This window comes from Alphaproteobacteria bacterium, from assembly GCA_015062495.1.
Lineage (GTDB): Bacteria > Pseudomonadota > Alphaproteobacteria > Rs-D84 > Rs-D84 > Enterousia.
Genome location: SUUN01000001.1, coordinates 379410 through 405063, shown reverse-complemented (window position 1 = coordinate 405063; position 25654 = coordinate 379410). Strand labels below are relative to the sequence as shown.

Annotated in this window: 29 protein-coding genes and 1 tRNA gene; 19 read left to right on the top strand and 11 right to left on the bottom strand. The window is 45.0% G+C overall.

What is annotated here, in order from left to right; all coding sequences use genetic code 11:
* Nucleotides 1–16: 16 nt before the first annotated feature.
* The 4 genes from E7008_02085 (at nucleotide 17) to E7008_02070 (ending at nucleotide 2964) form a co-directional block, all read left to right on the top strand.
* Nucleotides 17–1417 carry a hypothetical protein gene (locus E7008_02085; protein MBE6456710.1) on the top strand — a complete coding sequence of 467 codons (1401 nt, stop codon included), beginning with the start codon at nucleotides 17–19 and terminating at the stop codon, nucleotides 1415–1417.
* A gap of 159 nt (nucleotides 1418–1576) precedes the next feature.
* Nucleotides 1577–1918, top strand: coding sequence for a cold shock domain-containing protein (locus tag E7008_02080; GenBank protein ID MBE6456709.1), 342 nt, complete (start codon nucleotides 1577–1579; stop codon nucleotides 1916–1918).
* 391 nt (nucleotides 1919–2309) lie between these two features.
* The gene (locus E7008_02075) at nucleotides 2310–2612 is read left to right on the top strand and encodes a hypothetical protein (protein MBE6456708.1); all 303 of its coding nucleotides are present in this window, start codon (nucleotides 2310–2312) and stop codon (nucleotides 2610–2612) included.
* Nucleotides 2536–2964 carry a hypothetical protein gene (locus E7008_02070; GenBank protein ID MBE6456707.1) on the top strand — a complete coding sequence of 143 codons (429 nt, stop codon included), beginning with the start codon at nucleotides 2536–2538 and terminating at the stop codon, nucleotides 2962–2964. Before E7008_02075 ends, E7008_02070 begins: the two co-directional genes overlap by 77 nt.
* A 27-nt stretch (nucleotides 2965–2991) precedes the next feature.
* On the opposite strand, the gene E7008_02065 is transcribed toward E7008_02070, so the two are convergent.
* Nucleotides 2992–3282 (bottom strand): integration host factor subunit alpha, encoded by a 291-nt coding sequence (locus E7008_02065; GenBank protein ID MBE6456706.1) that lies wholly within the window; start codon nucleotides 3280–3282, stop codon nucleotides 2992–2994.
* 22 nt (nucleotides 3283–3304) lie between these two features.
* Entirely contained in the window at nucleotides 3305–4243 is a 939-nt protein-coding gene (locus E7008_02060) for a ketoacyl-ACP synthase III (protein ID MBE6456705.1), read from the bottom strand.
* 96 nt (nucleotides 4244–4339) lie between these two features.
* Between E7008_02060 and E7008_02055 the strand changes: the two genes are divergently transcribed.
* Nucleotides 4340–4415, top strand: a tRNA-Arg gene (locus E7008_02055).
* 7 nt (nucleotides 4416–4422) lie between these two features.
* Here the strand turns inward: E7008_02055 and E7008_02050 are convergent.
* On the bottom strand, nucleotides 4423–5382 hold the full coding sequence (locus tag E7008_02050) for a DUF3419 family protein (GenBank protein MBE6456704.1): 960 nt from the start codon (nucleotides 5380–5382) through the stop codon (nucleotides 4423–4425).
* Between the two features lie 98 nt (nucleotides 5383–5480).
* On the opposite strand from E7008_02050, the gene E7008_02045 reads away from it, so the two are divergent.
* Nucleotides 5481–5813 carry a hypothetical protein gene (locus E7008_02045; protein MBE6456703.1) on the top strand — a complete coding sequence of 111 codons (333 nt, stop codon included), beginning with the start codon at nucleotides 5481–5483 and terminating at the stop codon, nucleotides 5811–5813.
* A gap of 25 nt (nucleotides 5814–5838) precedes the next feature.
* Here the strand turns inward: E7008_02045 and E7008_02040 are convergent, their stop codons facing one another.
* Nucleotides 5839–7428: a phospholipase D family protein gene (locus tag E7008_02040; GenBank protein MBE6456702.1), complete on the bottom strand. Its 1590-nt coding sequence runs from the start codon at nucleotides 7426–7428 to the stop codon at nucleotides 5839–5841.
* A gap of 153 nt (nucleotides 7429–7581) precedes the next feature.
* On the opposite strand from E7008_02040, the gene galE reads away from it, so the two are divergent.
* The 7 genes from galE to E7008_02005 all read left to right on the top strand — a co-directional run bounded on the left by galE (nucleotide 7582) and on the right by E7008_02005 (nucleotide 15835).
* The gene (gene galE, locus E7008_02035; GenBank protein ID MBE6456701.1) at nucleotides 7582–8604 is read left to right on the top strand and encodes a UDP-glucose 4-epimerase GalE; all 1023 of its coding nucleotides are present in this window, start codon (nucleotides 7582–7584) and stop codon (nucleotides 8602–8604) included.
* Between the two features lie 85 nt (nucleotides 8605–8689).
* The gene (locus E7008_02030) at nucleotides 8690–10738 is read left to right on the top strand and encodes a hypothetical protein (GenBank protein MBE6456700.1); all 2049 of its coding nucleotides are present in this window, start codon (nucleotides 8690–8692) and stop codon (nucleotides 10736–10738) included.
* Between the two features lie 380 nt (nucleotides 10739–11118).
* Nucleotides 11119–12249 (top strand): hypothetical protein, encoded by a 1131-nt coding sequence (locus E7008_02025; GenBank protein MBE6456699.1) that lies wholly within the window; start codon nucleotides 11119–11121, stop codon nucleotides 12247–12249.
* Between the two features lie 67 nt (nucleotides 12250–12316).
* Nucleotides 12317–14548: a DNA topoisomerase IV subunit A gene (gene parC, locus E7008_02020; protein MBE6456698.1), complete on the top strand. Its 2232-nt coding sequence runs from the start codon at nucleotides 12317–12319 to the stop codon at nucleotides 14546–14548.
* Nucleotides 14549–14643: 95 nt separating this feature from the next.
* Nucleotides 14644–14982 (top strand): 30S ribosomal protein S6, encoded by a 339-nt coding sequence (locus E7008_02015; protein MBE6456697.1) that lies wholly within the window; start codon nucleotides 14644–14646, stop codon nucleotides 14980–14982.
* Entirely contained in the window at nucleotides 14982–15209 is a 228-nt protein-coding gene (rpsR, locus tag E7008_02010) for a 30S ribosomal protein S18 (GenBank protein MBE6456696.1), read from the top strand. Before E7008_02015 ends, rpsR begins: the two co-directional genes overlap by 1 nt.
* Nucleotides 15210–15241: 32 nt before the next feature.
* Nucleotides 15242–15835, top strand: coding sequence for a 50S ribosomal protein L9 (locus tag E7008_02005; GenBank protein ID MBE6456695.1), 594 nt, complete (start codon nucleotides 15242–15244; stop codon nucleotides 15833–15835).
* A 209-nt stretch (nucleotides 15836–16044) separates the two neighbouring features.
* On the opposite strand, the gene E7008_02000 is transcribed toward E7008_02005, so the two are convergent.
* Together E7008_02000 and E7008_01995 are read right to left on the bottom strand one after the other, a co-directional pair.
* Nucleotides 16045–16323 carry a cell division protein ZapA gene (locus E7008_02000; protein ID MBE6456694.1) on the bottom strand — a complete coding sequence of 93 codons (279 nt, stop codon included), beginning with the start codon at nucleotides 16321–16323 and terminating at the stop codon, nucleotides 16045–16047.
* Nucleotides 16320–16532, bottom strand: coding sequence for a hypothetical protein (locus tag E7008_01995; GenBank protein ID MBE6456693.1), 213 nt, complete (start codon nucleotides 16530–16532; stop codon nucleotides 16320–16322). Before E7008_01995 ends, E7008_02000 begins: the two co-directional genes overlap by 4 nt.
* Before the next feature lie 82 nt (nucleotides 16533–16614).
* Between E7008_01995 and E7008_01990 the strand changes: the two genes are divergently transcribed.
* Together E7008_01990 and E7008_01985 are read left to right on the top strand one after the other, a co-directional pair.
* On the top strand, nucleotides 16615–17610 hold the full coding sequence (locus E7008_01990; GenBank protein ID MBE6456692.1) for a hypothetical protein: 996 nt from the start codon (nucleotides 16615–16617) through the stop codon (nucleotides 17608–17610).
* A 9-nt stretch (nucleotides 17611–17619) separates the two neighbouring features.
* Nucleotides 17620–18141: a hypothetical protein gene (locus E7008_01985; GenBank protein MBE6456691.1), complete on the top strand. Its 522-nt coding sequence runs from the start codon at nucleotides 17620–17622 to the stop codon at nucleotides 18139–18141.
* On the opposite strand, the gene radC is transcribed toward E7008_01985, so the two are convergent.
* Genes radC through E7008_01965 form a run of 4 tightly spaced genes read right to left on the bottom strand, consistent with a single transcriptional unit; the run spans nucleotide 18130 to nucleotide 21108 of the window.
* On the bottom strand, nucleotides 18130–18831 hold the full coding sequence (radC, locus tag E7008_01980) for a DNA repair protein RadC (GenBank protein ID MBE6456690.1): 702 nt from the start codon (nucleotides 18829–18831) through the stop codon (nucleotides 18130–18132). The two genes, E7008_01985 and radC, sit on opposite strands and share 12 nt — an antisense overlap.
* An 8-nt stretch (nucleotides 18832–18839) precedes the next feature.
* The gene (gene map, locus E7008_01975; GenBank protein ID MBE6456689.1) at nucleotides 18840–19601 is read right to left on the bottom strand and encodes a type I methionyl aminopeptidase; all 762 of its coding nucleotides are present in this window, start codon (nucleotides 19599–19601) and stop codon (nucleotides 18840–18842) included.
* Nucleotides 19602–19606: 5 nt separating this feature from the next.
* A complete protein-coding gene (holA, locus tag E7008_01970) occupies nucleotides 19607–20596 on the bottom strand; it encodes a DNA polymerase III subunit delta (protein MBE6456688.1) in 990 nt (329 codons plus the stop codon).
* Complete coding sequence (locus tag E7008_01965) at nucleotides 20596–21108, bottom strand: hypothetical protein (GenBank protein MBE6456687.1); 513 nt, start codon at nucleotides 21106–21108, stop codon at nucleotides 20596–20598. The genes holA and E7008_01965 overlap by 1 nt, the downstream gene beginning before the upstream one ends.
* 47 nt (nucleotides 21109–21155) lie before the next feature.
* On the opposite strand from E7008_01965, the gene E7008_01960 reads away from it, so the two are divergent.
* From E7008_01960 to E7008_01945, 4 genes are all read left to right on the top strand, one after another.
* Nucleotides 21156–22394 (top strand): hypothetical protein, encoded by a 1239-nt coding sequence (locus tag E7008_01960; protein MBE6456686.1) that lies wholly within the window; start codon nucleotides 21156–21158, stop codon nucleotides 22392–22394.
* A 68-nt stretch (nucleotides 22395–22462) separates the two neighbouring features.
* A complete protein-coding gene (locus tag E7008_01955; GenBank protein MBE6456685.1) occupies nucleotides 22463–23236 on the top strand; it encodes a hypothetical protein in 774 nt (257 codons plus the stop codon).
* A 30-nt stretch (nucleotides 23237–23266) separates the two neighbouring features.
* Nucleotides 23267–24379, top strand: a complete 1113-nt coding sequence (locus tag E7008_01950; GenBank protein MBE6456684.1) for a hypothetical protein — start codon at nucleotides 23267–23269, stop codon at nucleotides 24377–24379.
* 80 nt (nucleotides 24380–24459) lie between these two features.
* Nucleotides 24460–25212 carry a hypothetical protein gene (locus E7008_01945; protein ID MBE6456683.1) on the top strand — a complete coding sequence of 251 codons (753 nt, stop codon included), beginning with the start codon at nucleotides 24460–24462 and terminating at the stop codon, nucleotides 25210–25212.
* Here the strand turns inward: E7008_01945 and E7008_01940 are convergent.
* Nucleotides 25169–25654 (bottom strand): hypothetical protein, encoded by a 486-nt coding sequence (locus E7008_01940; GenBank protein ID MBE6456682.1) that lies wholly within the window; start codon nucleotides 25652–25654, stop codon nucleotides 25169–25171. The genes E7008_01945 and E7008_01940 overlap by 44 nt on opposite strands.

Sequence of the window (25654 nt, the reverse complement as noted above, 5' to 3'; positions counted from 1 at the left end):
CACACGGGGGGATAAAATGTCTTATATTGGGTCGGACAGTTGGGCGCAAGATATTGCCGCCGACAACGACCGGAAAAACCAAGAAATAATAAATCGTGCAATTGCCGACGGTCGCATAAATGACGAAGCGGGCGAATACCTAAAGGGGCTGTATTCAAACAGTATGCACTGGTTTCGCGAAGTGTTCTATGTTTTGGGCAAATGCTTTGGCGCGCCCAAGGCCGCGGTTATGAAGTACGACTATGAAACCAACAGTGCGGTTGATGCCCCAATTCGCATATCGGACATTAATCCGTTATCGCCATATGTGGTAAATCACCGTCTGGACGCCGACCCCATGCGTAACCAGTTTTTTACCAGTGCCGTGGGCCAGCGTGTTGACCTGGCGGTGTCTTCGATTGTGACGGTTATTGTTGGCGCGCAAAAGAATATTAATCGTGCCCTGGACAAGATTACTGGCAAATATTACACAGATTATGTCAACGATGTGGCGGATGCTGCGTATCATGTATTGGCGTCGCATGAACGTGATGCGTCGGCGCGTGCGATTGCGGAAAAAATCCGTCAAAAATTTTCTGAAAAATACATCAGTGCGGCATCAGAAACCGTGTTGTCCATAATCGGGCGTGGTCATGAAAAAATTGCGGTGGATTTGGTTCGTGCGATTGATAAAATTGCGCCGCCACGCAAAAGACTGCAAGATGTGTGGCGTGTTAAATGTCTGTTTGATTTAATCCCCCAGGCACGTACGTTTATTGAACGCCTGTATGAAATGATGCCAGATCGCATTTTGGCGGTTCGCGACACGTTTTATAATATGAAAAATCCACGCAACTATCGCGATGCCAAGATTATTTTGAACATCGGCCCAAATGCAGAAAACATAATTCCAATGGAAATTATCTGCCAGGTTCGTACATTCTTTGAATTCGAAAGCAAGACGCACGATGTCTACGAAGCGGCGCGTAAAAAGAAGTGTGCCAAATCTGATAATATGGAAGCGCGCCTTGCAACATACATGGAAAACGGCGTCAAGACATACAACCTTATGATTTGTGACTGTCTGTCGGATTTGTTCGACCGTGTTGGCTGGAACATTTTATATTCGCGCAACAACGATGTATCGATGTTCGAAGGCTTCCCCAAGGAATGTCGCCTGTACTATCCGCAAAAGATTTTGGATAATATTAACGAGAAGTTAGACGACGCAATTGAAAACGAAGTTTTTCATGTTCAAAACGCCCCGGCAAAATTGTCCAAGCACCAAGAATCACGAATTTTCCACTTTATGGCGCGCTTTGTCTTGATTGCGGCGATGCCATATATGCAGCGCGATTGGGCAGTGCCATCAGACACCCAGGCGGGCAAATTGTTTAACTTTGTTATGAACGAAGTTCAGCGTTATTATAAAAAATAATCGCGGTCATATCTCATATTTGATGTCTCTTGTATCGAAAACGCCCCATTGCCAGGGGTGTTTTATTCCCCTTGCTTTAATCGTGCAAAACTGTCAAAATTAAATCAGGTTCTGAATGTGCTTCGCAGAACCGTAACAGCATAAGGAAAGGATAGGATTATGCGTCAAGGAAAAGTAAAATGGTATAACGGTAAAAAGTGTTTTGGCTTTATTAGTCCCGACACCCCAAACGCAGATGGCAACACAGATGATGTATTTGTTCATTCCAGTTCATTAAAGGCCGCCGGCATCAGATTTTTGAATGAAAACGACATTGTCGAATTCGAAGAAGAAGTTCGCAATGGAAAATTATCCGCAACAACAATCGCGGTTATTCAACGTGACGAAGAATCCGCCCGTCGTTTCCAGGAACGTCGTGCCGAACGCCGCCGCGCGGTCGAAGATCGCAAACAGCGCGAAGAAAAATCAACACGTCGCGGTTTTGCATTTTGGAAAAAATAAATTTTTATAAAACAAAAATCCCCCATCTGGGGGATTTTTTTTGAGCCAAGAATCCTTCGTTAAACTTTTATTTATCTAACTATTTGCAAAAGGCATATTTATATCATATAATACACGCGTCGATGTGATTTTGCATTGATGGGGTGTCAGAACCTCTGCTTTGGCGTCGGAATAGATTATTAATGACGCAAAATGCGTCTTTTTTTGTGTTCCGGTGAAAATAACTCCTGAACCCACGGGGTCAGGAGGGTTGCGAATATATTGAATAAGCACACAATTCCAAAGATTGTTCTGAACCTCCTGACCATCAAAAAATTTTGATGGTTTTTTTGTTCGTCCCACTTGGCCTGTGGCGCAGATGGGATTTAACCAAAAAACAAACGGGGGTAATATGAAAACAAAACTACTTTTACTAATTTTTCTGTCGGTATTTTATATGCCGGATGTACATGCAAAATGCGCGACTTGTTCGGTCCCAAGTGGTTCGACCTGTGCTGCACAGGGATGCACCATATGTGCGGACGGTAATTGCTATGTATGTTGTGATTCAAGTAATTCATCCGCAACAACTTTGTGCAGTGGTTCATACACAACAGATACGTCTTTGACTTTTTCAGATGATGTGGGCAGTGGCTATTACAATCGTCGCAAATATACTGGTACATGCCTATGCCCAGCAGGATTTGAGTTGTAGGGGGGGCGCTATGAAAAAAATATTTTTTATTATTCCAATGCTATATTCTGTATCCGCATTTGGTGCTTTAAAAGTAACATATTGCGAAGGTTCAACCGTCTATACATCTTGTAATGCGGGGTATTATCTGGCCAGTGGCAACTGCAAGCCATGCCCCATTGGCACGTTTAAGCCAGATTCTGGAACAGAGACTGCATGTAAAACCTGTCCGCCGTCGGGTGATATTGTGGGTACAACCGCATCAACCGCAACCAAGGATATTTCTGGATGTTATATCCCGGCGGAACAGACATCTTGGACGGATTCAACCGGTACATATGTGTGTGGCCAGGATTCATACTATGTTGAATAAAAAATCCCGCATTTGCGGGATTTTTATTTATTGCTTGTTTGCGACGCGTTCGCGGAATTCGTTGCTGGGGCGGAATGTTGCAACACGACGTGCAGAAATAATTGCACTTTCGCCTGTTTTTGGATTGCGTCCCATACGCGCATTTTTTTCCAAGATTTTAAAACTGCCAAATCCTGCGAATTTAACTTCTTCGCCATTGACCAGTGCATCACGAATTTCATCAAACACCACATCAATCATTTTATATGCATCCGCAGTCGTCAGTCCAAAACGTTCCCGCAGTCTGTTTGCAAAATCACTTCTTGTTATTGTTGCCATTTTTACACCTCTACTTTTTTTCTTAAACTCTAATCAAAGCCGCGCCCCATGTCAACCCACTGCCGAACGCGGGATATAAAATTAACTGTCCGCGTTTAATAATATCATTATCAAACGCATATGCCAATGCTAAAACACCCGATGCGCCACTGGTATTTGCGTGCTTGTCCACCGTCACCAGAATTTTATCCATTGGGAATTCTAACTTTTCCGCGCAACTGGAAATAATACGCAGGTTTGCCTGGTGCGGAATAATCCAGTCAACATTTTCCGCGGTAATACCGGCGTGTTCCATAATATATCGCGCGGCATCGGGCATACATTGAACGGCCTTTTTATATGTTTCTGGTCCGTTCATAGAAATCTTGTGGTCGTCTGTTCCGTGCAGGCATTCAAAATCGCGCCCATCGGCCATAACGACGGTATCGATAATTCCTGAATAACTGGACGATGAATGTTCAAATATCAATGCGCCTGCGCCATCGCCAAACAAAACGGCGGTTGAACGATCGGTCATATCAACAAAACGGGTCATCTTTTCCGCGCCAATTATCATAATGCGTCTGTGAATCCCTGCGGTAAAGAACGCACGTGCGCAATGCAGCGCATAAATATACCCCGTGCACGCCCCGCGTACATCAAACGCCGGTATGTTGTGTGTCGCCCCCAGTCGTCCCAAAACCTGAACCCCAACGGACGGGAAATCCAGTTCCGGTGTCGTTGTTGCGACAATAACCAAATCAATATCATCAATGGATAAATTTGCGTTGTCCAACGCGCGCGTGGCGGCTGTTACTGCCATATCAACCACGGTTTCGTTTTCCGCCGCAAAGTGCCGTTCGCGAATCCCTGTGCGTGTGACAATCCATTCGTCGGTTGTGTCCATAACACGTTCAAAGTCCGCGTTTTTCATAACGCGTTCTGGTAAATAAGAACCATATCCGACAAGTCTGCTGCCCATTTCCTGAATCTTTCTTTTTTTTGCCCACGCATTATATCGTTGCAAATGTTGGCTTGCAATATTATTTTGTTGGGAATAAAATATCACCGTTTACCCGTCCCCATAGTTCAACCGGATAGAACAAGTTCCTCCTAAGAATTAGATGCAGGTTCAAGTCCTGCTGGGGATGCCATTGTTTGTTAACGTTGCTTTCGTGTGGCGTATAAAACCATATCGAATTTGTAATCATGAAATGCGCCGTCAACCGTACGTGCCACATACTGCACCGTGGTGTTATATTTGGATTGAAAGTAATGCAAAAAGTTTACCCATTCCGCCGTTTTCCCATTCCAATCATAATGAAAATATACGCGCCCATTTTCGGATAAATTATTCGCAATCAGTGGCACCAGCACATTGCGCTGGGTTCGTTTTAATCTTTCTTCTGGGTTGTACGAATCGCCATATAAGTATGAAAAAATATTTGATAATAAAATTAAATCATATCGTTCTGTAAAATCCGCGTGCAATTCAGGCCTACTTTGTTCAAATGGAATATTTGCGTGTTCCAGATAGTGTGTGCCATATTTTTGTACATTGTTCTGCATCGCCCAGTACACAGTCGATATATCACAGTGTTTAAATGGTATATGTTCGGGCAATCTGTCGCGAACGGTATTGAAATTAGATTTACTTGCAATGTATTGTAATTTGGTGATGTCATATTGGCTTGTGTGTGCGGCACGGTATTTAAAGTTTTTACGTGTGTCACCAACAGTACATTTTTTCAGAAACGCCTGTAAATCACCTGAAAATTTTGATTTGATTGGTGCTAAAATTTTCTGATTAAAAAAGTTTCTGCGACTGAAAAAGAAATCCATAAAATCTGAATATGACAATTCGCGAATCATATGATTTTTTAATTCAATTACATTTTTTTGACTGGAATTTATATCAAATGTGTGAACGTCCTTTGCGCCCAGCAAATATGATTCAAACACATGATCGCCCGACGCACCAACGGTCAGAATTTTTTTATTTGATATATCGCCGGCCGTTTTCAATGTTCCGTATATATTTTCATTTGTGAATAAATAGACCGGGTCGTGGTCGTGAAAAGCACGCGTTGAAAAAAAATCTGCTTCTGATAAATCTGTCATGTTCGATTTATATCACTTATCGGAATATTGTCAATATTTTATTGGTTGCTATGATTATAAAAAAATATATAATTGCCCATACGACCAAGGAACTATGTATGAAAAACAAAGCAGTTAAGATTGGGATTTTTGCGACGATATTGCCACATATATTTTGCTGTGGTCTGCCAATGTTGTTGGCGGTTATTGGGTTGGTTGCGCCGGACGCTGCACATTTCCATGTTTTACCACATTGGCTAGAACCATGGTTGTTTGTATTTTCTGGGTGTATGCTGGTATTGTCTTGGTATTTGGTTTGGCGTGATTGCCGTTGTGCGTGCGCGCATTGCGGTGGCAATAAATCGCATCGCACGCAAAAGATTGTTGTTAGTATTATAACAGTGTTATTTTTTGTCAGTCTGATTTTGCATATCGCATCACATACGCATTAAAAAAATCCCCAAATGTGGGGATTTTTTATACGAACTTTTCTGGCACTAAATTACTAATATTTTTCCAAATTCTGCGCAACAAACTGGTATCCGGCGCATGTTTGTATACCCGTGGTTTTTCATCCCCCGGGCGCGACCCCGTCCATACCGGGTCGCCATCATCGTCCAGTGTAACGCGCCACGATGTCTGGGTGTCTTGGATAATCATTTCACGCAACTTGTTGGCAAAGTCGCGACTTTCAAAAATCGCCACATTTTCAGTGTTGTAGTACGCGCTGCGCGGGTCCAGATTAAAACTGCCAATCCATGAAATATCATCATCAAACACCATGGTTTTACTGTGCAGGACCGAAAAACTGGACTGTTTGCGTTCACGGTCGTGTTCTTTGCCCCGCAGATTTTCGGCCGACACCATGAATTCGTACACTTCCGCCCCAGATTCGATTAATTGTTTTCTGTATTTTTCCCACTTTGCATAAACGGTTGGCGCGTTTGTAGACGCCAAAGAATTGGTTACAATCGTCATATGCACCCCGGACTTTTCTTCGCCCAGCATGTGTTCCAGTCCGCCTTGTCCCGGCACAAAGTACGCCGCCGACAAATAGACGGAATTACGTGTTTTGTTCCACAGGTGCTGCAACGCGCGAACAATGTCGCCACGATACGCTTCTTTTTCATCCATGGTCATTTCGACTTTTTCAGGCGGATCGGCCAAGAATTTTCCGCGTCCCCAACTGAAATCAAATCGTTTTTGTTTATATTCGCGCATTGCCATATTGATGATGGTGTTATATTTGCGAACGTCTTCGGATGCGCGCCGTTCAATTTCTGCGAATGATTTTTCCAGTTTTTTTAACGCTTTTTTAGATTTTGCCTTGGGGAACACTGACGCCGGAATAGACAGGTGATGATTCCAGTATTCATTAAAACTGTCGGTGGCAAAGTGCGTCATGTCACCGATAAACAAAACGTCTGTGTCTGAAAAGTTCGACGCTGTTTCCGGATAGAAATAATTACTGCCCACATTACGACCGCCGGTGATATATGCGATATTATCCACAATGAACAGTTTATTGTGCATACGCGAATTCAGTCGATTAAAGTCTGTCAAAAACTGGGGATAATATAACAGTTTCGAACGGTTGGCGACGGTGTTAAAGACTTTCACTTCTATATTCGGGTGCTGATTCAACAGCATTACATCCACGATATCAGATTTTGTCCCGTAATCATCCAACAGTATGCGTACCTTGACCCCGCGGTCGGCCGCGCTTTTCAGTTCTGCAATTAAAACCTTGGATGAAAAATCGTTACTGTAAATATATGTCTGTAAATCAATCGTCTTGGTCGCCATACGCGCGAACGCCGAACGAATGACGAACGCCGACAATCCATCTTCGATTAGTGTCGCGCCCGACGTGTCATCGCTGGCCGCCAATTCATTCGCATAGCATTGTGCAATCGGGGTGTCATATGGGTCGTATTCAAAGTCTGTGGATGTAACCTTGGGCGTATATTCGCCCAGGCGCGTATCGCGTGTTGTTGTCGGCACGGTTGTGCACCCCATCAGGGGCAATGCCAAAATCCAAACCGCAACTTTTTTTAATATCGACAACCAAATACCCCTTTGCTTAATTTTTTTTGACGATTATAGTCAAACAATAACACACCCGCAACAAAAATTCATTATATTTTTTAATAAATTGGGAATATTTACCTTTGCCTTGTCTATATGCCACGCTATAATTAAACCAAAGGAGTTTTTTTTATGTCCCAAAAAATAATTGTTACCGGCGGGGCGGGCTATATCGGTTCGCATACCTGTGTTGCGTTGATTGAATCTGGTTTTGATGTGGTGGTATTTGATAATCTGTCCAATTCGCAGATTGATTCACTGGACGGTGTCGCGCGCATTACCGGCACGCGCCCAGAATTTGTAAATGTGGATTGCACAGATATTATCGCGCTGCGTTCTGCATTTGCAACGCATCGTGATGCAGTCGGTGTGATTCATTTTGCCGCGTTCAAGGCTGTTGGCGAATCCGTATCAAATCCACTGTTGTATTATCGCAACAACCTGGGCGGTCTGATAAATGTTCTGGATTTGATGCGTGAATTTGGCGTGCCAAACATTGTCTTTTCGTCATCGGCAACGGTGTACGGTGTGCCAGAAAAACTTCCTGTTACCGAACAGACCCCACTGCAACCGGCCACATCCCCATATGGCGCGACCAAGGTTATGGGCGAAAACATTATCCGCGATACGGTGCGCGCATACCCGCAAATCAGTGCCACACTGTTGCGATACTTTAATCCAATTGGCGCACACCCATCGGCGGAAATAGGCGAATTGCCCAACGGTGTGCCGAATAATCTGATGCCGTATATTACCCAGACCGCGGCCGGGATTCGCGAATATTTGAATGTTTTTGGTGATGATTATGATACGCCCGATGGATTTTGTGTGCGTGACTACATTGATATAAACGATTTGGCGCATGCGCACGTGGCGGCATTGCGTCATATGTTATCGGGTGCGACGGGTGTTGGCGTATTCAATCTGGGAACGGGGCGGGGCGCGTCCGTTATGGAATTGATAAACGCATTCCGTGATGCGACCGGGGTTGATTTGCCGTATCGGATTGCGCCGCGTCGCGCCGGCGATGTTCCGGCCATCTGGGCAAATTGTGATTTGGCGTCGCGTGTATTGAATTGGCGCGCGGTTGTTCCGCTAAATGAAACGTTGGCATCCGCTTGGCGGTGGCAGAAACACGTATCCGGAATAAAATAGAAATACCGCAAAAACACGATTTTTTCATTTGTAATAAATTTACAGATATGATAAAATCATGTGTAATAGAAGGGAAGGATTTACCATGAAAAGATTTATTGCCGTGCTTAGTGGATTGTTGGTGTTGCCCGCATTTGCTGAGGTTGCGCCCGTTTTCTATGACGGTGTGATTGAATATTCTGACGAAGAACCATCGGGCGAAGAAATCGATGCCGCAACAGAAACGGTGGTTGTTGCCCCTGTGGCCCAGCCCAGTTCGGTAAATCCACGTACTGCGAATCGTAATGCGTCGCGTGCTGTGCCATCGACTGCGTCTGCGAATGTATCTTCGCGTGCCAATGTGGGTCGTGTGACGGCGTCAAATCGTACGACGTCAAATGCTGTGACGGCGCGTACGGCGACGAATGCGTCGGCCCGGGGTACGGTTTCGCGTGTTTCAACGCGTGCTGCGCGCAGTGCGACAAACGGCACACAACAAATTGCGACAACGCGTCGCGCAATGCAGTCCGCGCCAACAACGGCGGCCCGTGCGTCTATTGTTCAGACGGATACCGTAAACACACCATTGTACACCGGTCGTGTCAGTTCCCGTGCCAGTGCGGTTCGTGCACGTATCCCGACAATATCATCGACGTCATCTAATGTTGTGACAACGGCTGAATCTGCGGCGGATGCAACACAAACAATGGACGAATTGGCGCAAATCACCGATTTTTGCAAGGCGCAATATACATCATGTATGGATAACTTCTGTAATGTTCTGGACGATAACCAGGGACGTTGTTCATGTTCGAAAAATATCAAAAATTATGCCAAGACAGAAGAAGCGTTAAAGGCTGCAACCGAAGCATTACAGGATGTTGCCCAACAGATTCAGTATATCGGCCTGTCGGCGGATGAAATTGAAACATTATTCACCCAGACCGAGGCTGAAATCCAAATGCAATCAACCCAGGATAATACCCAGTTGAAAAACGATTTGGACAGAATCAAGAATTTAATTGTTGATGTCAAGGGTGGATCAGCATCGACTGTATCCGATGCGGGCATGGGATTCGATTTGTCTGGCCTGTTGGATTTCAGTATCGACAGCACTGGCTTTGACCTGGCGTCATTGTTCGGCACAACAACGGCGGACACATCATCCATCAGCAACCAGCGTGGCGAAACCCTGTATAAAACGGCGGCAACGCGGTGCAAGGCGGCGGTTCTGAACAGCTGTGCGGCCCAGGGTGTTGATATTTCCGTTATCACAAATTCATATGACCTGGAAATTGATAAACAGTGTATCGCATATGAACGCAGTTTGACCGACACGAACGAAGAAATGAATCAAACTGTCCGCAATGCCAAGGGTGTACTGCAACGTGCACGTTTGATGGTCGCACAACAGAAGAATTCATATGACCTGCGTGGTTGCGTAAATGCACTGGATTCCTGTATGCAGGACGACTATGTCTGCGGTACAGATTATGAATACTGCCTTGACCCAACGGGTAAATATATCGTTGACGGCGAAATCGTTGTCGGCTCAACCCCGGGTTATGTGGTAAGTACAACTGCGTTGACAGCTCCTGGTATCGATTATGGTACATCCAAAACCTTGTACAGTACATGGTTCTATGATACCAACAAGTATGCGTTCGGCACCGATAACGACAAGGGGACACTGGCGGATTATATTTCCAAAACAGTTGGGACGACCGCGCAGAAACAGACCTCTGATATCATGTCAAACTATTTGCTGTACAAAATCGGTTATAACGAAGATGGCAAAAACTATGGTATGTGTATGTCCGTCCTGAACAAGTGCCAGGATTATACATACACTGGAACGACTGCAGCCAACCGTACATATAACCCAGCCAATGACGTGGTCAAGGAATACCTGCAACGCACATTGACCAAGATCAAGGTTGCCCAGGATGCGGTTATTGCCGACTATGCTGAAAATTGCATAACTGATGTATCATCATGTTTAGCAACGAATAATTACAAAAAAAGTAATAATATCGCAATAAACGCATGTCGCGCCCAAATTCGCACATGTATGTCTGTAAATGGTGATACAACCAAAGACCCAGATCCAACACAGACGAAAAATTGGGTTTCAACAATGTTGGGCGAACTTTAAGGTGACGATGAATAATTAAAATCCCGCCATCCGGCGGGATTTTTTATTCCGCATTTATTTATCGCAGTGCCATATACCCGTCCCACGAAGTTTTAACGAAGAGGGGGTCTACAACTGCAAACTAGCAAAAAAACACAGTGATGGACTTGACAAAACCCGTGTTTATCAGTATATTGTACATACAAACTTTGGTTCCCTGGAAACGGGGCGGGCTGCCGGTTCTTATGATGTTATGGCAAGTCGGGGCATTTATGTCTGAATGTACGTCGCAATTTTTCTGTATGTGACGAACCAATCAAAATAAAAACGAATATTAACAATTAGATGCGTATAAACATGCATTATGTTTATTGTGTCTGTTTGATTGCAAAGGTGTTTATATGAAATGGAAGTGGACATTGCCGTATATTTTTTCTGGTGCGGCATTAATGATTGGGCCGGGGCTGACGACGGCGCAAAATGATGGGGATGCCACCTTGATCCCCACTAATAACACACATCGGGTGTCATATATGCGTACGTTGCGCTATGACATATCGGTTGAAAACAAGATAAATAAAATTTACCTGGATACCAAGGCCGACAGCCTGCGTGACATATACGTGTCCAACATGTTGCGCGCCCAGGAAAAATTACACCCCCTGATGGGGCGCAGTGGTTATCGCGCCGCGGTGCGCCGTGAATTGCCGGGCGCGCCCGTTGGCATGCATTGCGTATGGGGGCAATATACACATCTGTCGCGTGCATTGGACGAAATGGGTGATACAATAACGATTATCCCCGACGGCGCACGCACCGCATGTGTGGGTTTTAAATATCATATGGATAAAAAGTATAATACGCCCGATTTTCCGGATTGTATTCACAACGGTGTGATGCATGAAACTGATTCTGCATATAATGCCGCGTTGGATAAATATCTGGCGCGTAATCGTGTAAATGCCGATACGCCTGATTCTGTGCGTGCGGAACATGTACAAAAATTTGCATCCCGTAATTTCAGTGCCGATGGTTTGGATGCGGGGGCTATCTTGATTGTTCCGCGCTATCGCGGCAGTCGCAGCAAATTCCACGCCGTTATGTATCTGGGGCGTGGTCGTCTGGACGATGGTAAATTTATTCCAGATTCCACCGGTCGTCACATCTATGTTGGGCACAATCGTGAAAACCTGGGCGATATATTCAAGACCTATGATGTGTCGAATGTTTTTGCCGCCGACACGCGTAAAATTGCCCGCGCTGAATATGCGGCTGAGTTAAAGCGCATTGAATCCATGCCGTCAGATGAACTGATTGAATTCATTTCAGATGAAAAAACACCGGCGGTTATGTTGGCAACTTACCCGCATACGACATTGGTTCGTATGGCGCGAGACCGTTATTTTGGCCGTTTTGATATGGATAACTATATGCCGATAATAACAGACGCCACCCCATCTGTATCAATGTCGCGTGTTGAAATGGCGAAAAACCTGGCTATTGATTTAAAACTAAATCAAAAGACTATGTAGTAAATCCCCCATTTGGGGGAATTTTTGTGTTGTTATTTTTTTTGAAATGTTTTAAATTCCCTATGCTATGGGAAAAGAAATTATTGAAAACATTGATTCACAACAGTTATCAGACGCGTTATCTGAACGTTATTTGTCTTATGCGGTCAGTACGATTGTTTCGCGCGCCTTGCCGGACGTTCGCGACGGGTTAAAGCCTGTACACCGCCGTATTTTATATTCCATGTTGCGCCAGAAATTGGCCCCCAACGCCGCGTTTCGTAAATGTGCGACGGTTGTGGGTGACGTGTTGGGTCATTATCATCCGCACGGGGATTCGTCTGTTTATGACGCAATGGTCCGCCTGGCCCAGGATTTTTCCGTACGCTATCCATTAATTGATGGCCAGGGTAACTTTGGTAACATTGACGGTGACCCCCAGGCGGCATATCGATACACAGAATCTAAAATGACCGACGCCGCCATGCTGATTATGGAGGGACTGGACGAAGACAGTGTTGACATGATGCCGAACTTTGACGGCACGACGATGGAACCGGTTGTAATGCCGGGCGCATTTCCGAATTTGTTGGCGAACGGCGGTATGGGGATTGCGGTTGGTATGGCAACGAATATCCCAACCCATAACGTGGCCGAGGTTTGCGATGCCCTGAACCTGGTGGTTGATAAACCGGACGCGACGACCGCCCAAATTATGAAAAAGATGGTCGGGCCTGATTTTCCAACCGGTGGTGTTTTGATTGACAGTTTTGATACCATTGTTAAAAATTACGAAGCGGGCAAGGGTGCATTCCGCATTCGCGCGCGCTGGGAAATTGAAAACCTGGAACGTGGCGGTTGGCATGTTGTGATATCTGAAATCCCATATGGTATTGTAAAATCTAAATTGGTTGAACAAATTGCAAGCCTGATTGATTCCAAGAAATTACCACTGGTTGATGATATCATCGATGAATCAACAACCGACGTTCGTATTGTGATTACGCCGAAGACGCGTAATATCCCGGCGGACAAAATGATGGCACACCTGTTTGCGTTGACGGATTTGGAATACCGATTCAACATGAACTTTAATGTGATTGATTCCAATGGCGCGCCACGTGTTATGCCGATTGGCGATGTGTTGCGTGAATTTATCGCGCATCAGAAACTGGTTCTGCAGCGTCGCACAAAATGGCGTCTGAACAATATTGCACGTCGTCTGGAAATTCTGGGCGGTTTGCTGGTCGTTTATTTGAATCTGGATCGTGTTATTGAAATCATCCGCAACGAAGATGATGCCAAGGGGGTATTAATTGCCGAATTCAAACTGACCGATATTCAGGTAGAGGCGATATTAAACACCCGCCTGCGTTCCCTGCGTAAACTAGAAGAAATGGAAATCAAACGCGAAGACGCCGCCCTGCGTGCCGAACAGGAACAGTTGCAAAGTTTATTGGCCAGTGACGATGCCCAAAATGACCAGTTAAAGGCATGGTTTAACGACATTAAAAAGACATATGATAAAAAGACAAAACTGGGCCGTCGTCGTACAACCTGGGCGGAACAGACCGAAGAAATCGTTGTCAACGCAGACGAATTTATTGAAAAAGAACCGTTGACCATCATCTTGTCAACAATGGGCTGGATTCGCGCGGCCAAGGGACACTTGGATTTAAATGCGCTGGATTTGAAATTCAAAGAAGGTGATGAACTGCAAACTGCGTTCCATGCAATGTCGATTGATAAAATCAATTTATTTGGCTCGTCGGGCAAGATGTTCACACTGTCCGCGAACGAATTGCCGTCTGCGCGTGGCTTTGGCGAATCTGTCCGCATGATGGCAGATATTGCCGCCGACGAAGAAATTGTCCACGCATTTGTTTTGGATGTTAATGCAAAATATTTGTTGGTGTCGCGTCACGGGAACGGATTTATCATATCAGGCGACGGCTGCGTTGCCCAGACCAAGAATGGTAAACAGGTTATGAATACCGAACCAAAAAATCCTGCGCACATGTGTGTGCGTGTGACGGGTGACACAGTTGCGATGTCGGGTTCGAACGACAAACTGTTGATATTTGGGACCGACGAAATTCCGCAAATGTCCCGTGGCAAGGGTGTGATACTGCAAAAATACAACGCCGAACGGACGTATGTTTTGGATATTATGTTCTTTGATGCAGCGAACGGATTTGGCTGGACCACGGGTCGTGGCACGACCAAGTTGGACGATTGGGCGCCATGGCGTGGCCGTCGCGCGTCCCAGGGTCGCACTGTTCCGGTTGGTTTCCCACGCAGTGGCAAATTCGGCAAATAAAAAACACTTGATTTTTGTTTATAAATTGCCATAATATGGCCTGTTCCTGCTGGCGACATGGGGTCGTCGGCTGATATAAGACCAAAGGAAATAAAATGGCTTACTATGAAAGCGTCTTGGTTTTCCGTCAGGACCTGACCGAACCGCAGGTTAAAGAAAAAGCGGCTAAATTCACAGAAATCATCAAAGAACTGGGTGGTGATGTTAAATCCACAGAATTCTGGGGTTTGAAAAATTTGGCATACATCATTCGTAAAAATCGCAAGGCACACTATGTCATGTTGAACATTGAATTGCCGGGTGCCCAGATTACAGAATTGGAACGTCGTTCACGCATTGACGAAGACGTTATCCGTTTCTTGAATGTTCGTGTTGATGAACTGGCAAAAACACCATCTATCATGATGAAAAAGAATACCGAGGAGGCAGAATAATGGCAGTCCGTGCAGCAATTTATCGTAAAAAATCAAACCCATTAAAGGGCAAGGTTATCGATTACAAAGACATCAAGACACTGTCACACTATATCACCGAACGTGGTAAGATTGTGCCATCCCGCATCAGCGGCGTTTCCCAGAAGGATCAGCGCGCATTGGCAACCGCCATCAAACGTGCACGTCACTTGGGCTTGATGCCATTCGTACGTAACAATTTGGGTTAATCCCTAACTTATAGAATATAAGGACAGATAAAATGAAAGTTATTTTAACAGAAAAAATCACAAAATTGGGCAACATCGGCGACACAGTCGAAGTTAAAACAGGTTTCGCACGCAACTATTTGTTGCCAAACGGCAAAGCAATGCGTTTCACACGTGAAAACGTTGCCTTGTTCGAAGCGAAAAAGGCCGAATTGACCGCCCGCCAAGAAGCCGCGAAAAAGGACGCAGAAGCAAACGTTGACGCAGTCAAGAATGCAAAACTGCACATGATTCGCCAGGCTGGTGACACAGGTCAGTTGTACGGTTCTGTATCAACACGTGACATTGCACGTATGTTGAAAGAAATTGCAAATGTATCTGTTGAATCCGCCCAGGTTATGTTGGGTGCCCCAATTAAATCTGTTGGTGCGTTCGATACAACCATCGCGTTGCACCCAGATGTTATCGTTCCTGTGAAAATTTATGTTGCACAAACCCAGGACGAAATCGATGCATTGGTTGCGGGTAAATCTTTGACATTCGGCACAAAAAAGGTTGAAGAAGTCGAAGAAGAAGTTGTCGCAGAACCTGCTGTCGAAGCGCCTGTCGCCGACGAAGCGGCCACTGAAACAACAGACGCAGAATAATTTGTTTCTGTAATAAAACAAATCACCCACGGGATAACCACCGTGGGTGATTTATTATACTGCTATAAATAAAAGTTTAGCGAAATTTGCCCAACGGGCAAACTTAGATAAACTTTTATTTATCGTAATATTCCTGTCCATATCTCATAAAAATCCCCCATCCGGGCCCCGCGCAAACGAATGTTTGCGTGGGTGGACATTGCGGGATTTTATTGTGCAATCTTATGCTTAATTTCGCGAATTCGGGCCAGTATTTCCTTTAAATCCGCATCTGTCGCGGCTGGGGCAGGGCGGTTATTAACCTCGTCTGCAAGGACGATGCACAACGTCGCCAACAGCGCATTTTCCGGTAATGGCCCAATCTTATCCAAAATCTGTCGCGCGCGTGCGTCCACCATTTTGCCCAATTCAACCAGACGTGCCTCTTGCCCGTCTTCACATCCCATGGGATAGTTTTTATTTACAATTGGTATGGAAACAACACTCATTTTTTCAATTTCCTTAGTATAGATAAAGATTTATCAATCGCGTCGGCTGCGCGCGCATTTTTATCGCGCAGGGTGCGCACCTGTTCGGTCAGGATTGCCACCTCTAAATCCGTTTGCTTGCCCGCATGAATCGCCGTGCCGCGTAATTTTGCGGCCGCTTCTTCCAGGTGGGTCAGTTCTTGAAAAATTTGCTGTTTTATATCCGCCATATTTTCAGTTTAAGACATTTTTTATATGCGTTCAACCCTAAAATGTGATATAATGCGACCATATACTGTGGGGGATGAATTTATGAAGACCAAAATAATCTATATTTCCGGTAACGAAGTGTTTGAAATGTCTGAAATTCGTGCGGCTTTTGATTCTGTGCGTGCGGCTCTGGGGCTGGATAATGATACGATTCTGTTTGGTGTTCCGGTGGACAGTGATACTGCATTAACGGGTGCGGACAATGTGGATGCGCCAATGGTCGATGTTGTCGAACCGGTCGTTGTTGATGATGTTGTTGCCCCGGAAAGCGTGGAATCTGTTGCCATGCCCATGGTTGAATCAGAACCCACAATTGAACCTGTCGTCATGGCCGAACAAGTTATCGAACCGGTGGTTGAACCAATTCCCGAACCGGTCATTGAATCTATGGTTGAAAGCACCCCAGACCCAGTTATTCCAATTTTATCAATATTGTCTGCCGGTGATGAAACGCGCGAACCGGTAACTGAACCTGTTGCCACTGTGGTTGCCGAACCTGTCACAGAACCAGTTGTAAACGCGATTGTTGAACCTGAAATTGATACGGCGGATGGTGCAGTAATATCTGATATCAGCATTGATGCCGAATTATCCACCCCGGTCGATTCCACCGATGATGTGGCTGAACCCGTTTCAATTGGCGATATGATAACGGACGATGCGCCTGTGCCACAAATGGAAAAGACGCTGGAACAATTATTGGAAAGTATGACACCCCTGCGCGAAGATGTTCAGCCAATCGCCGAAGTGGATGAAACCCCAATTGATATTTTTGAAACCGACGATGCCGACGCGACATTGGCGCAATTGGCAACTGAATTTGCCGACAACCAGGATAAAATTCCCGCCGCCCCAAAAACATCGGGCGCAGGTAAAATTGGGAAATTAAAAAACATCCTGCCGTTTAAAAAGGCCAAACGTGATGACAATGGCTTGATGGGTGATTTATTTGGCTGGGCGGGAATTGCGGCCAACGACGAAGATTTCTCTATTCCTGGATTTTTTACCCCCGCCGCATCAAAAAAGCAGGGCGCATAACGCATTGATATGAACGCAGATACGATAATTCGATTGCTAACAAATTCCGGGTTTCACAATATTCGTGTGGACCCTGATTTTGTATATATGGAAGATCCATCCTGTATCCTGCGCAGTTTCGAGATTTTTGCCAACTATGCCTGGTGGTTTATAACTGTATTAACTGGGACAATGATTGTGGGCTGGGCAATATCAATGATACGTGGCGCAAAAAATGATTTTTTCACCAACCTGCGTAATTTGATTGTTATGTTTGGGGTGCTATCAATTGCAGGGCCAATGATGAACCTGATATATGGTGATGATTTATTTGCGCGTGGCTGTCGTACGATATCTGTACCAATGTCTGAAATGAACCGTCTGTTAGATGCGCGCAATGCAAAATTAAAATCGCGTGATGAATATGATTTATACGAAGATTTTGATATTTATGATTCTGGTGCTGTCTATGATGATACGACCATTCACGAAGTTCCATATTCGGCCGCGCCCCTGACGTCATCTGGCCAGCCCGCAGATTTACGACTTTAACGATTTCTTTTGCAACCATGGTAACGCGCGATAAGAATGTAAAACGCCATTTGATGCCAATACCAGGTGGTCATACAACGTTATATTCAATGGTTCTAATGCCTGGATTACGTGTTCGGTCAGAGTGCAATCGTCAAGTGACAGACTGTTATTCGAAACAGGATGATTATGCAACAGCAACACACTTAACGCATTCAGTTGCAATGCCTTCTTGGCAATTTCACGTGGATATGCACCTGTTTGATCAATCGTCCCGTTCGAGTGTTCTTCCACATATATCAATTGCATATTTGCGCCCATATACAGCACAAAGAATTTTTCAACAGTCGCATTTGAAATCAAAGTGCGGCAATATGCATTTCTAAATTTGTCTTCTTGTAAATATGTCCCAGATACTGCGCGTTGTTCATACGATATCAATTCCAGTTCATGAAATAATTTAATCAGTATGGCTGTATTATGACCAATCCCAGGCACTTTGACCAGTTCTTCAACCGGTGCACGCAACACATAATATATATTTTTAAATTGTGCAATCAGTTTGCGCGCCAGTGGCTTTACATCGCGACGTGGTATTGCGTATGTCAGCAATAATTCCAATTTTTCATAGTCTGCCAATTGACCGTTCAGCAGTTTTTCTTTCAGTCTTTCACGGTGACCCACATGAAACAGTTCGTCTGACTTTGCCATAGTTTTTATCAGATCATCTTTTCTGTGAAAATAATTGCACCATCTTCGGTGATTCCGATTGTGTGTTCCCACTGTGCGGACAATCCGCCATCCACCGTGCGTGCCGTCCAACCATCTGCGTCAATTTTGCACTCGGCCGAACCGGTGTTAATCATAGGCTCAATTGTGAACACCAACCCCGGTACCATCTTAACCTTGTCCCAGCGTTTATCATAGAAATGATAAATCTGTGGGTCGTCGTGCATAACTTTGCCAATACCGTGCCCAACAAAGTCGCGTGAAATTGAAAAACCGTGCGGATTCACAACTTCTTCGATTGTTTTGCCAATCTCGGACAGTGGTACACCCGGCGCACAGATGGAAATTGCAGCATTCAGTGCATCCTGGCACACCTGCACCAATTTACGTGCCTGGGGGCTAACATTGCCAATCATAAACATACGCGATGCGTCGCCATGAAATCCCTTATACTCTGCGGTCAGATCAACGTTTACAATATCGCCATCTTTTAATATTACTTCATCGCTGGGGATGCCATGAACAATTACATCATTAACGGATGTGCAAATATGTTTTGGATATCCTTGATATCCCAGGTCAGACGACCGCGCCCCGTTTTCTTTCAGAAATTGTGCAACCATACGGTCAATTTCACCGGTTGAAATCCCCGCCCGAATATGCGGTGAAATAAAGTCAAAGCAACGCGCCACAACATCGCCCGCCGCGCGCAATCTTTTAAAATCCTTGGGTGCGTACACAGATGCCAACATTTTATTTAATTCCTTCGTTTTATTGCCAATTTTGCCGCCCGCGCACACAGTTTCAGTGCGAAATCGCGCAACAGTATTTCACCGGGCATGCCCGTTGTGCGCAATTGGCGTTCCAGTTCGTTTAACCGCACCAGCACAGCGGTTATTTCCGCGTCTGGCCAAATTTTGATTGCTTGTTTGAATTTATCTTCTACCTTCCAGAACAGGCGTGGTAATTGCCCATCAACAACCGCAGTTTGCAGTTTTTTAAAATGTCCCACCAACATACGTATCAGCATATTTGGTTCTTTGTTGTCGTACAGCAATCTGTCCAACGCCTGCATCGTTGGCTGAATATGTCCCGCCGTCAGTGAATACAAGAAATCGTCAATATCTGCCGCGCCTGTATCAGGCAAACACTTTTCCACATCAGACAGTTCCACAATGCGTTTGTCGTCAACATACAGTGCAATTTTGGTCAAAAAACCACGCGTAATTCCCCGATCCCCCCCCAGGTGCGACGTCATATATGCCATTGCATCTGGTGTAATCTGCTGTATTCCCGCCGCCGCCGATAATTCGTTCCGTATCAGTGTTGCCAACGTGCGCGCATCATCTGTATAGCACGCCAATGCCGCCATATTATCCGCGCCTTCGAACATGGCACGCAATCCGCCCCCCGCGCGCAAATCGCCCGCCGCCACAATAACAGTTGCACACAGTCCCCCATGATTAACCAGGTCTGCCACCTGTTTCGCACATGCATCCCCTGCATTGGAAATAATTACCATTTTTCGCCCACCAAACATAGATGGTGTGCATGCCTCGGCAAACAGGGCGTCTTGCTTTTCGCGCAGTTCATCTGAATCCAACGCGAACAAGTTATCTTTTTCAATGCCCAATTTTTCGACGGCCAAATCACAGTATTCATCAACCTGACCGGCGTCCGGACCATAAATTAATACCGCGCGGATTTTTTCGATGCCACCTTTAAAATCAGCGTCTTTCCATTTCATTATTTGGCATCCGTATTTTTGTCAGTGTGTGCATACTTGTATGTTTCTGCAATTGCGCGCGTTCCAATTTTCTCGGCCAGAACATTAATTGTATTTTTGACTGCGTTATTATACGACGCATTTGACGCCACCAGGTATCGCACAAACGTATAAGATTCCGCCGCGCGTTCCGTTCCACTGGCGATTTGTTCACCGTTGTGCGTCAACACATATGTCGCGGTCAAAGATACTTCTTGCCATGTGGCATCCCCGGTTTGTTCCAGGGCCTTGTACTGGGTGTTTGGTGTGTTCAGTTTTACCGTCAATTTATATGTTGCGTCCGCCCCACGTTGTCCGCCAAATTTTGCCCACAGTGCATTTCGCAATTCGATACCATTAATGCCACTGATTGGTTCGACATAGATATTTGTGTCTTGGCCTGAAAACATTGGTTTAAATCCGCATCCTGCCACTAAAATTAATACAAACAGTAATAAAAATTTTTTCATGACCGCATCCATTTCCTGTTGCAATTTATTTGTATATTACCTAGACTTTTTATAAATCGCAAGGGGGAATGATGAATATTTTTATCATGATATTGGTTGCATTATTTATGGCTGGTTATTACCTGATGGATTCGCCCAGCCAGACTGTCGCGCAGCATGGCACAGAATATGCCGTATCACGTTCTGACCTGCGCACAATTGCCCAGTGTGCAACCGCCATGCACAACGCCCAAATTAATGGGGCGGAATTTAACGATATTTGTATTGAACAAAATGGCATAGTCAGCAAATTTATCTGTCTGGATAGCAAATTAAAAACAACCAATTGTGAAGTTGTAAAAAATAAAAAACCCGCATTCAGTTACATTGTTACTGCGACCGCCCCCCTGGATTCCAATGAACATAATGCGATGATGGAAATATTGGAAACGTACTACTCAGATGCTGGCACATTTGGATTGTTGGACGACAATATGATAATGTCTGGTGGTTCATCCCTGCGTCGTCAAATTCCATCTGAAATTATTGCGAATATGGAATTGGTTGATGGTCAATTGGTATATTTGACCCAGTATGAAATTCCAGACGCTGGCACTGAATACGATATTGCGCCTGCGCCCGATGTCTTTTGTCCGGTTGGCACGGCCAAGGCATATCGTTTCGGCCGTTGGCAGTGTGTTGGTCAAAATGTCAAAACGGACTGTGGTGGTGATATGATATGGGATTCTGATTTATACGAATGTGTCGCGGACGAGTCGCGCAAACCCCTGTGCGCTGACAATCAGGCGGCCGTTATGGTTGACAGTGTTTGGGAATGTATTGACCCGTTCCCAGATAAAAGTTGCCCTGAAAAAATGGTTGCCCGTTTAAATTATAACACGCTTGAATGGGAATGTGTTGTTGATCCCACGGGTACGGCTAATACCAAGAAGTGTGCACATATCACATCTGGGGTTGTCTATGGTGCGATTGGTGCGACACTGCGTGTTCCACAAACATCCTGTACAGATTGCGAACGTATGGTTATCAACTATGATACATGTGTGTCAACCTGTGTTCCCGATCCTGCACGCCTGAACGACGCGCGTTGTTATCCCGGTGCGGTGGCGGAATGTGTCGGGCCGACCCGTGCATTTTACTTTGGTTTTCCAAATTCTAGGTATATAGAAAACACGGACGCGGTTGCGAATATATCTGTGCCCCTGGACAAATCGCATTCCCAGAATCGGCGATTTAATTGTCTGGATTGTGGTGCGGGTGAAATAGATTCTGCGCGTTCATTGCCACCATATGTTGCGATATGTAAATAACCAAATAAAGTCTATTGACAATATTCGTTAAAATTTACTAATCTATGATTAAGCGGGGGAACGTTTAGATGACAAAACACTTTCACGGCGCACTTAATCGTATGGCATTAATAACCGCACTGTTGGTTGCGGGTGTGTTGTATTTCTGGGCGGATTTTATGGCGATTGCCATTGCGAATATCTGGCTGAACGGGGTGATTATCGGCACGTCATTATTTGGTATTGGATTGTGTTTTGTGTTAATGTTCGAATTATTGCCTGAATATAAATGGTTGCACGGGTTTACATCTGGTCGTCGTGGAATGACACTGCCACCGCACTTGTTGCGTCCGGTTGCGCAAATGCTGTCATCGCGTCCTAAACGCATATCTGCATCGACGTTAAATGGTTTTATGGAAATGATTTTATTACGGTTCGAAGATTCACGTGAATCGGTGCGCTATATAACAAATACGCTGATATTTTTGGGATTGCTTGGCACATTTTGGGGATTAATTTTAACGGTTGGCGGTTTTGCGGAATTAATTGGTAATTTGAATTTTTCAGACGAGACCGTTTTACAGTCGATGCAGGCGGGATTGTCGCGTCCGTTGGCGGGTATGGCCACCGCATTTACCAGTTCGCTGCTGGGCCTGGGGGGCAGTTTGATTGTTGGATTCCTGGGGTTACAGGTACAAACCGCCCAAAACATGATTTATCACGAACTAGAAGATTACCTGGCGTCGCACACACGTGTTTCTGCAACGGATGCGACCGCACAGATACTGCCAAAAATCGATTTGGTAACACGTGAATTGACCAAAAGTGTTCAGTCACTGGAACAAACAATTTCAGGGATATAGAACCATAGATACAAGAGAGAGAGTAACACCATGATGAACATTCGTTATCGTACATCAACAAATCCATGGCCAGGCTTTGTAGATTTATTTTCAAACCTGGTAATCATCTTGATATTTTTGATGATTGTTTTTGTGTTTTTGTGGACCACGACCAGTGTATTTAACAAAACGAACGGGGCACAAACGGTTGCCCAGTTGCGCGCGACAAACGCTGAACAGGCCCAGACCATTGAACAAATGTCCCTGGACGAGATAGAGGCCAAACGCCTGCTTATCCTGGCGCGTAATCAGTTAGAGGATTTAGAACAATCCAACACAGAATTAAATAATGAATTAAATGACCTGGATTTAAGTGTAACGGAATTAATCACCGCGTACGAGGCCAAGGTACTTGAACTGCAATCCCAGGGCAACGACCTGCAAAAAACAATTGCAGATTTAAATACCCAGTTGAACCAGGCAAAATTAGACAAGGAAAAAACCGCCGCGCTTGAATTGGAACGCAAACAACTCCAGGACGAGATGGAAACCCAGCGTCTGAACCTGGCTGAACAATTGGCCAAATTGCAAACTGCGCTGGACGCCGCCGAAGAAAAATCCCGTGCCCAGGAAATTCAGTATGTTGAAATGTCAACGCGCCTGAACCGTGCACTTGCAGACAAGGTTGCAGAATTAAAAGACATGTCGCAATATCAGTCCGAATTTTACAAGGCGGTTAAAATCGCCATGGGCGACCGCACGACAATTCAAACCGACGGCGACCGTTTTATCGTCAACAGTGACATTTTATTCCCCAGTGGTTCGTATAAATTATCCAATGATGGGAAAAAGCAGTTGCACCTGATTGCCAATGTTATCAAGGATATGGAAGAAAAAATCCCAACCGACATCAACTGGATTATTCGTGTCGACGGTCATACCGATAAAAAACAGGTTATTTCCGGAACTGCTGGATATAAAAATAACACAGAATTATCATTATTGCGTGCCACGGCGGTTGCCAATGAATTGGCGGCGGCGGGCGTGTCCCCACGTCGCTTGGTCCCCAGTGGTTTTGGCGATATGCATCCGGTCGAATTGGGGAACGATTCATCCGCATTACAGAAAAACCGTCGCATAGAATTACAACTAACCAACCGATAACAAATCCCCGCCACCTGGCGGGATTTTTAATTGACGTATGCATATAATCGTGTAGAATCTTTTCAACTTTGGGGGCTATAATGATTCAAAATGGTGATAAATTCACGCTTCTGGATTTGCGCGACTCGGTGCGTCAGGTACTGGGGAATGATATGCGCGAACATATACATAACATTAAACAAACACCCGACCTGTATGCTAAACGGCAAATTTCGCAATATGCCGACATCAAATCCAGCGCGATAAATCTGGATAAACAATTGCGCGATGCGGGATTCAAAACCACGCATAAATTTTCATACGATTATAATATTTCTTGGCTGTTGTATAAAGACATAATCAATGAGGCGTATAGATTGGAATATTTCTATAACTTGGCAACCAACCCCCGTCTAAATATCAAGTTTGGACATCGCGACGCAGTTCATCACATTTTTGACGACGCCGCACGCGTATCTTATTATTATGCCCAGTATATTTGGGCATTGAACCCCAGTGCGCGTTTTGATTATGCGACCCGTTTTCATATGTATCGCGATTGGGGACTGATATTAAACTTTCTGTTGGGGGTTGGTTTTCAATTTCATCCACGTGATATTAATGAATTTATAACCCACCACAACGCGCCGGATTTAAGCAGGGCCGAATACGATAAAATGTACACAGAACAGTTGGTGTTTAAAAATTGGTGCGCAAACAAATATAACATTGATACGGGCTGTCTGGTATTGTGTCCCGAACACAGGGCGAAACTTGCAAAAATTTTAACGCGTACCGACACACCATATGTTATTCAGTTATTGCGTCGCCTGATTCCGTCGTGTGGTCGTTAATATTTGTGCCACAGTTTTTCTTTATCATATCCGCCACATGAATGCTTTGTGCCCAGTCGCGCGCACTTGGTACAGCGCACGGATCGCAGTCGCGTCGAATTTGCCCCGGGCGACATGTGTATGCTACGTCCTGGCAAATGCCATATGTGCGTGTTGTGATTGTCTGATTTAAATAATTGCCGGCCATATCCCAGTATTTTTGTGGTACTGCCCGTGGGTCATATGCCCACATGCGCGCCACCATATCACGCGTGCGTTGCACACATGGATCAGAATCGCGGACATGGACAACATTGGTTTTGACATTACTGGTTGGATTTGGATTATTATTTTTTACCATTATCCACGCAATGATTGCGATGCACATTCCAACGACCAAGAACAATAAAATATAGTGTGCGATACCAAATGCAGTGGTGTTTGTTTTAAATTTCTTTGCCAT

Bases quoted from the DNA above. Each gene is read 5' to 3' on its own strand.
- E7008_02085 (MBE6456710.1), top strand. From the start codon at position 17: ATGTCTTATATTGGGTCGGACAGTTGGGCGCAAGATATTGCCGCCGAC.
- parC (MBE6456698.1), top strand. From the start codon at position 12,317: ATGGGAAAAGAAATTATTGAAAACATTGATTCACAACAGTTATCAGAC.
- E7008_01960 (MBE6456686.1), top strand. From the start codon at position 21,156: ATGAATATTTTTATCATGATATTGGTTGCATTATTTATGGCTGGTTAT.
- E7008_02050 (MBE6456704.1), bottom strand. From the start codon at position 5,382: ATGACAGATTTATCAGAAGCAGATTTTTTTTCAACGCGTGCTTTTCAC.
- galE (MBE6456701.1), top strand. From the start codon at position 7,582: ATGTCCCAAAAAATAATTGTTACCGGCGGGGCGGGCTATATCGGTTCG.
- E7008_02080 (MBE6456709.1), top strand. From the start codon at position 1,577: ATGCGTCAAGGAAAAGTAAAATGGTATAACGGTAAAAAGTGTTTTGGC.
- E7008_01955 (MBE6456685.1), top strand. From the start codon at position 22,463: ATGACAAAACACTTTCACGGCGCACTTAATCGTATGGCATTAATAACC.
- E7008_01945 (MBE6456683.1), top strand. From the start codon at position 24,460: ATGATTCAAAATGGTGATAAATTCACGCTTCTGGATTTGCGCGACTCG.
- rpsR (MBE6456696.1), top strand. From the start codon at position 14,982: ATGGCAGTCCGTGCAGCAATTTATCGTAAAAAATCAAACCCATTAAAG.
- E7008_02000 (MBE6456694.1), bottom strand. From the start codon at position 16,323: ATGAGTGTTGTTTCCATACCAATTGTAAATAAAAACTATCCCATGGGA.
- E7008_01950 (MBE6456684.1), top strand. From the start codon at position 23,267: ATGATGAACATTCGTTATCGTACATCAACAAATCCATGGCCAGGCTTT.
- E7008_02015 (MBE6456697.1), top strand. From the start codon at position 14,644: ATGGCTTACTATGAAAGCGTCTTGGTTTTCCGTCAGGACCTGACCGAA.
- E7008_01940 (MBE6456682.1), bottom strand. From the start codon at position 25,654: ATGGCAAAGAAATTTAAAACAAACACCACTGCATTTGGTATCGCACAC.
- E7008_02045 (MBE6456703.1), top strand. From the start codon at position 5,481: ATGAAAAACAAAGCAGTTAAGATTGGGATTTTTGCGACGATATTGCCA.
- map (MBE6456689.1), bottom strand. From the start codon at position 19,601: ATGTTGGCATCTGTGTACGCACCCAAGGATTTTAAAAGATTGCGCGCG.
- E7008_02065 (MBE6456706.1), bottom strand. From the start codon at position 3,282: ATGGCAACAATAACAAGAAGTGATTTTGCAAACAGACTGCGGGAACGT.
- E7008_02025 (MBE6456699.1), top strand. From the start codon at position 11,119: ATGAAATGGAAGTGGACATTGCCGTATATTTTTTCTGGTGCGGCATTA.
- E7008_02060 (MBE6456705.1), bottom strand. From the start codon at position 4,243: ATGGGCAGCAGACTTGTCGGATATGGTTCTTATTTACCAGAACGCGTT.
- E7008_02075 (MBE6456708.1), top strand. From the start codon at position 2,310: ATGAAAACAAAACTACTTTTACTAATTTTTCTGTCGGTATTTTATATG.
- E7008_02030 (MBE6456700.1), top strand. From the start codon at position 8,690: ATGAAAAGATTTATTGCCGTGCTTAGTGGATTGTTGGTGTTGCCCGCA.
- E7008_02070 (MBE6456707.1), top strand. From the start codon at position 2,536: ATGATGTGGGCAGTGGCTATTACAATCGTCGCAAATATACTGGTACAT.
- E7008_01985 (MBE6456691.1), top strand. From the start codon at position 17,620: ATGAACGCAGATACGATAATTCGATTGCTAACAAATTCCGGGTTTCAC.
- E7008_02005 (MBE6456695.1), top strand. From the start codon at position 15,242: ATGAAAGTTATTTTAACAGAAAAAATCACAAAATTGGGCAACATCGGC.
- E7008_01995 (MBE6456693.1), bottom strand. From the start codon at position 16,532: ATGGCGGATATAAAACAGCAAATTTTTCAAGAACTGACCCACCTGGAA.
- radC (MBE6456690.1), bottom strand. From the start codon at position 18,831: ATGGCAAAGTCAGACGAACTGTTTCATGTGGGTCACCGTGAAAGACTG.
- E7008_01990 (MBE6456692.1), top strand. From the start codon at position 16,615: ATGAAGACCAAAATAATCTATATTTCCGGTAACGAAGTGTTTGAAATG.
- holA (MBE6456688.1), bottom strand. From the start codon at position 20,596: ATGAAATGGAAAGACGCTGATTTTAAAGGTGGCATCGAAAAAATCCGC.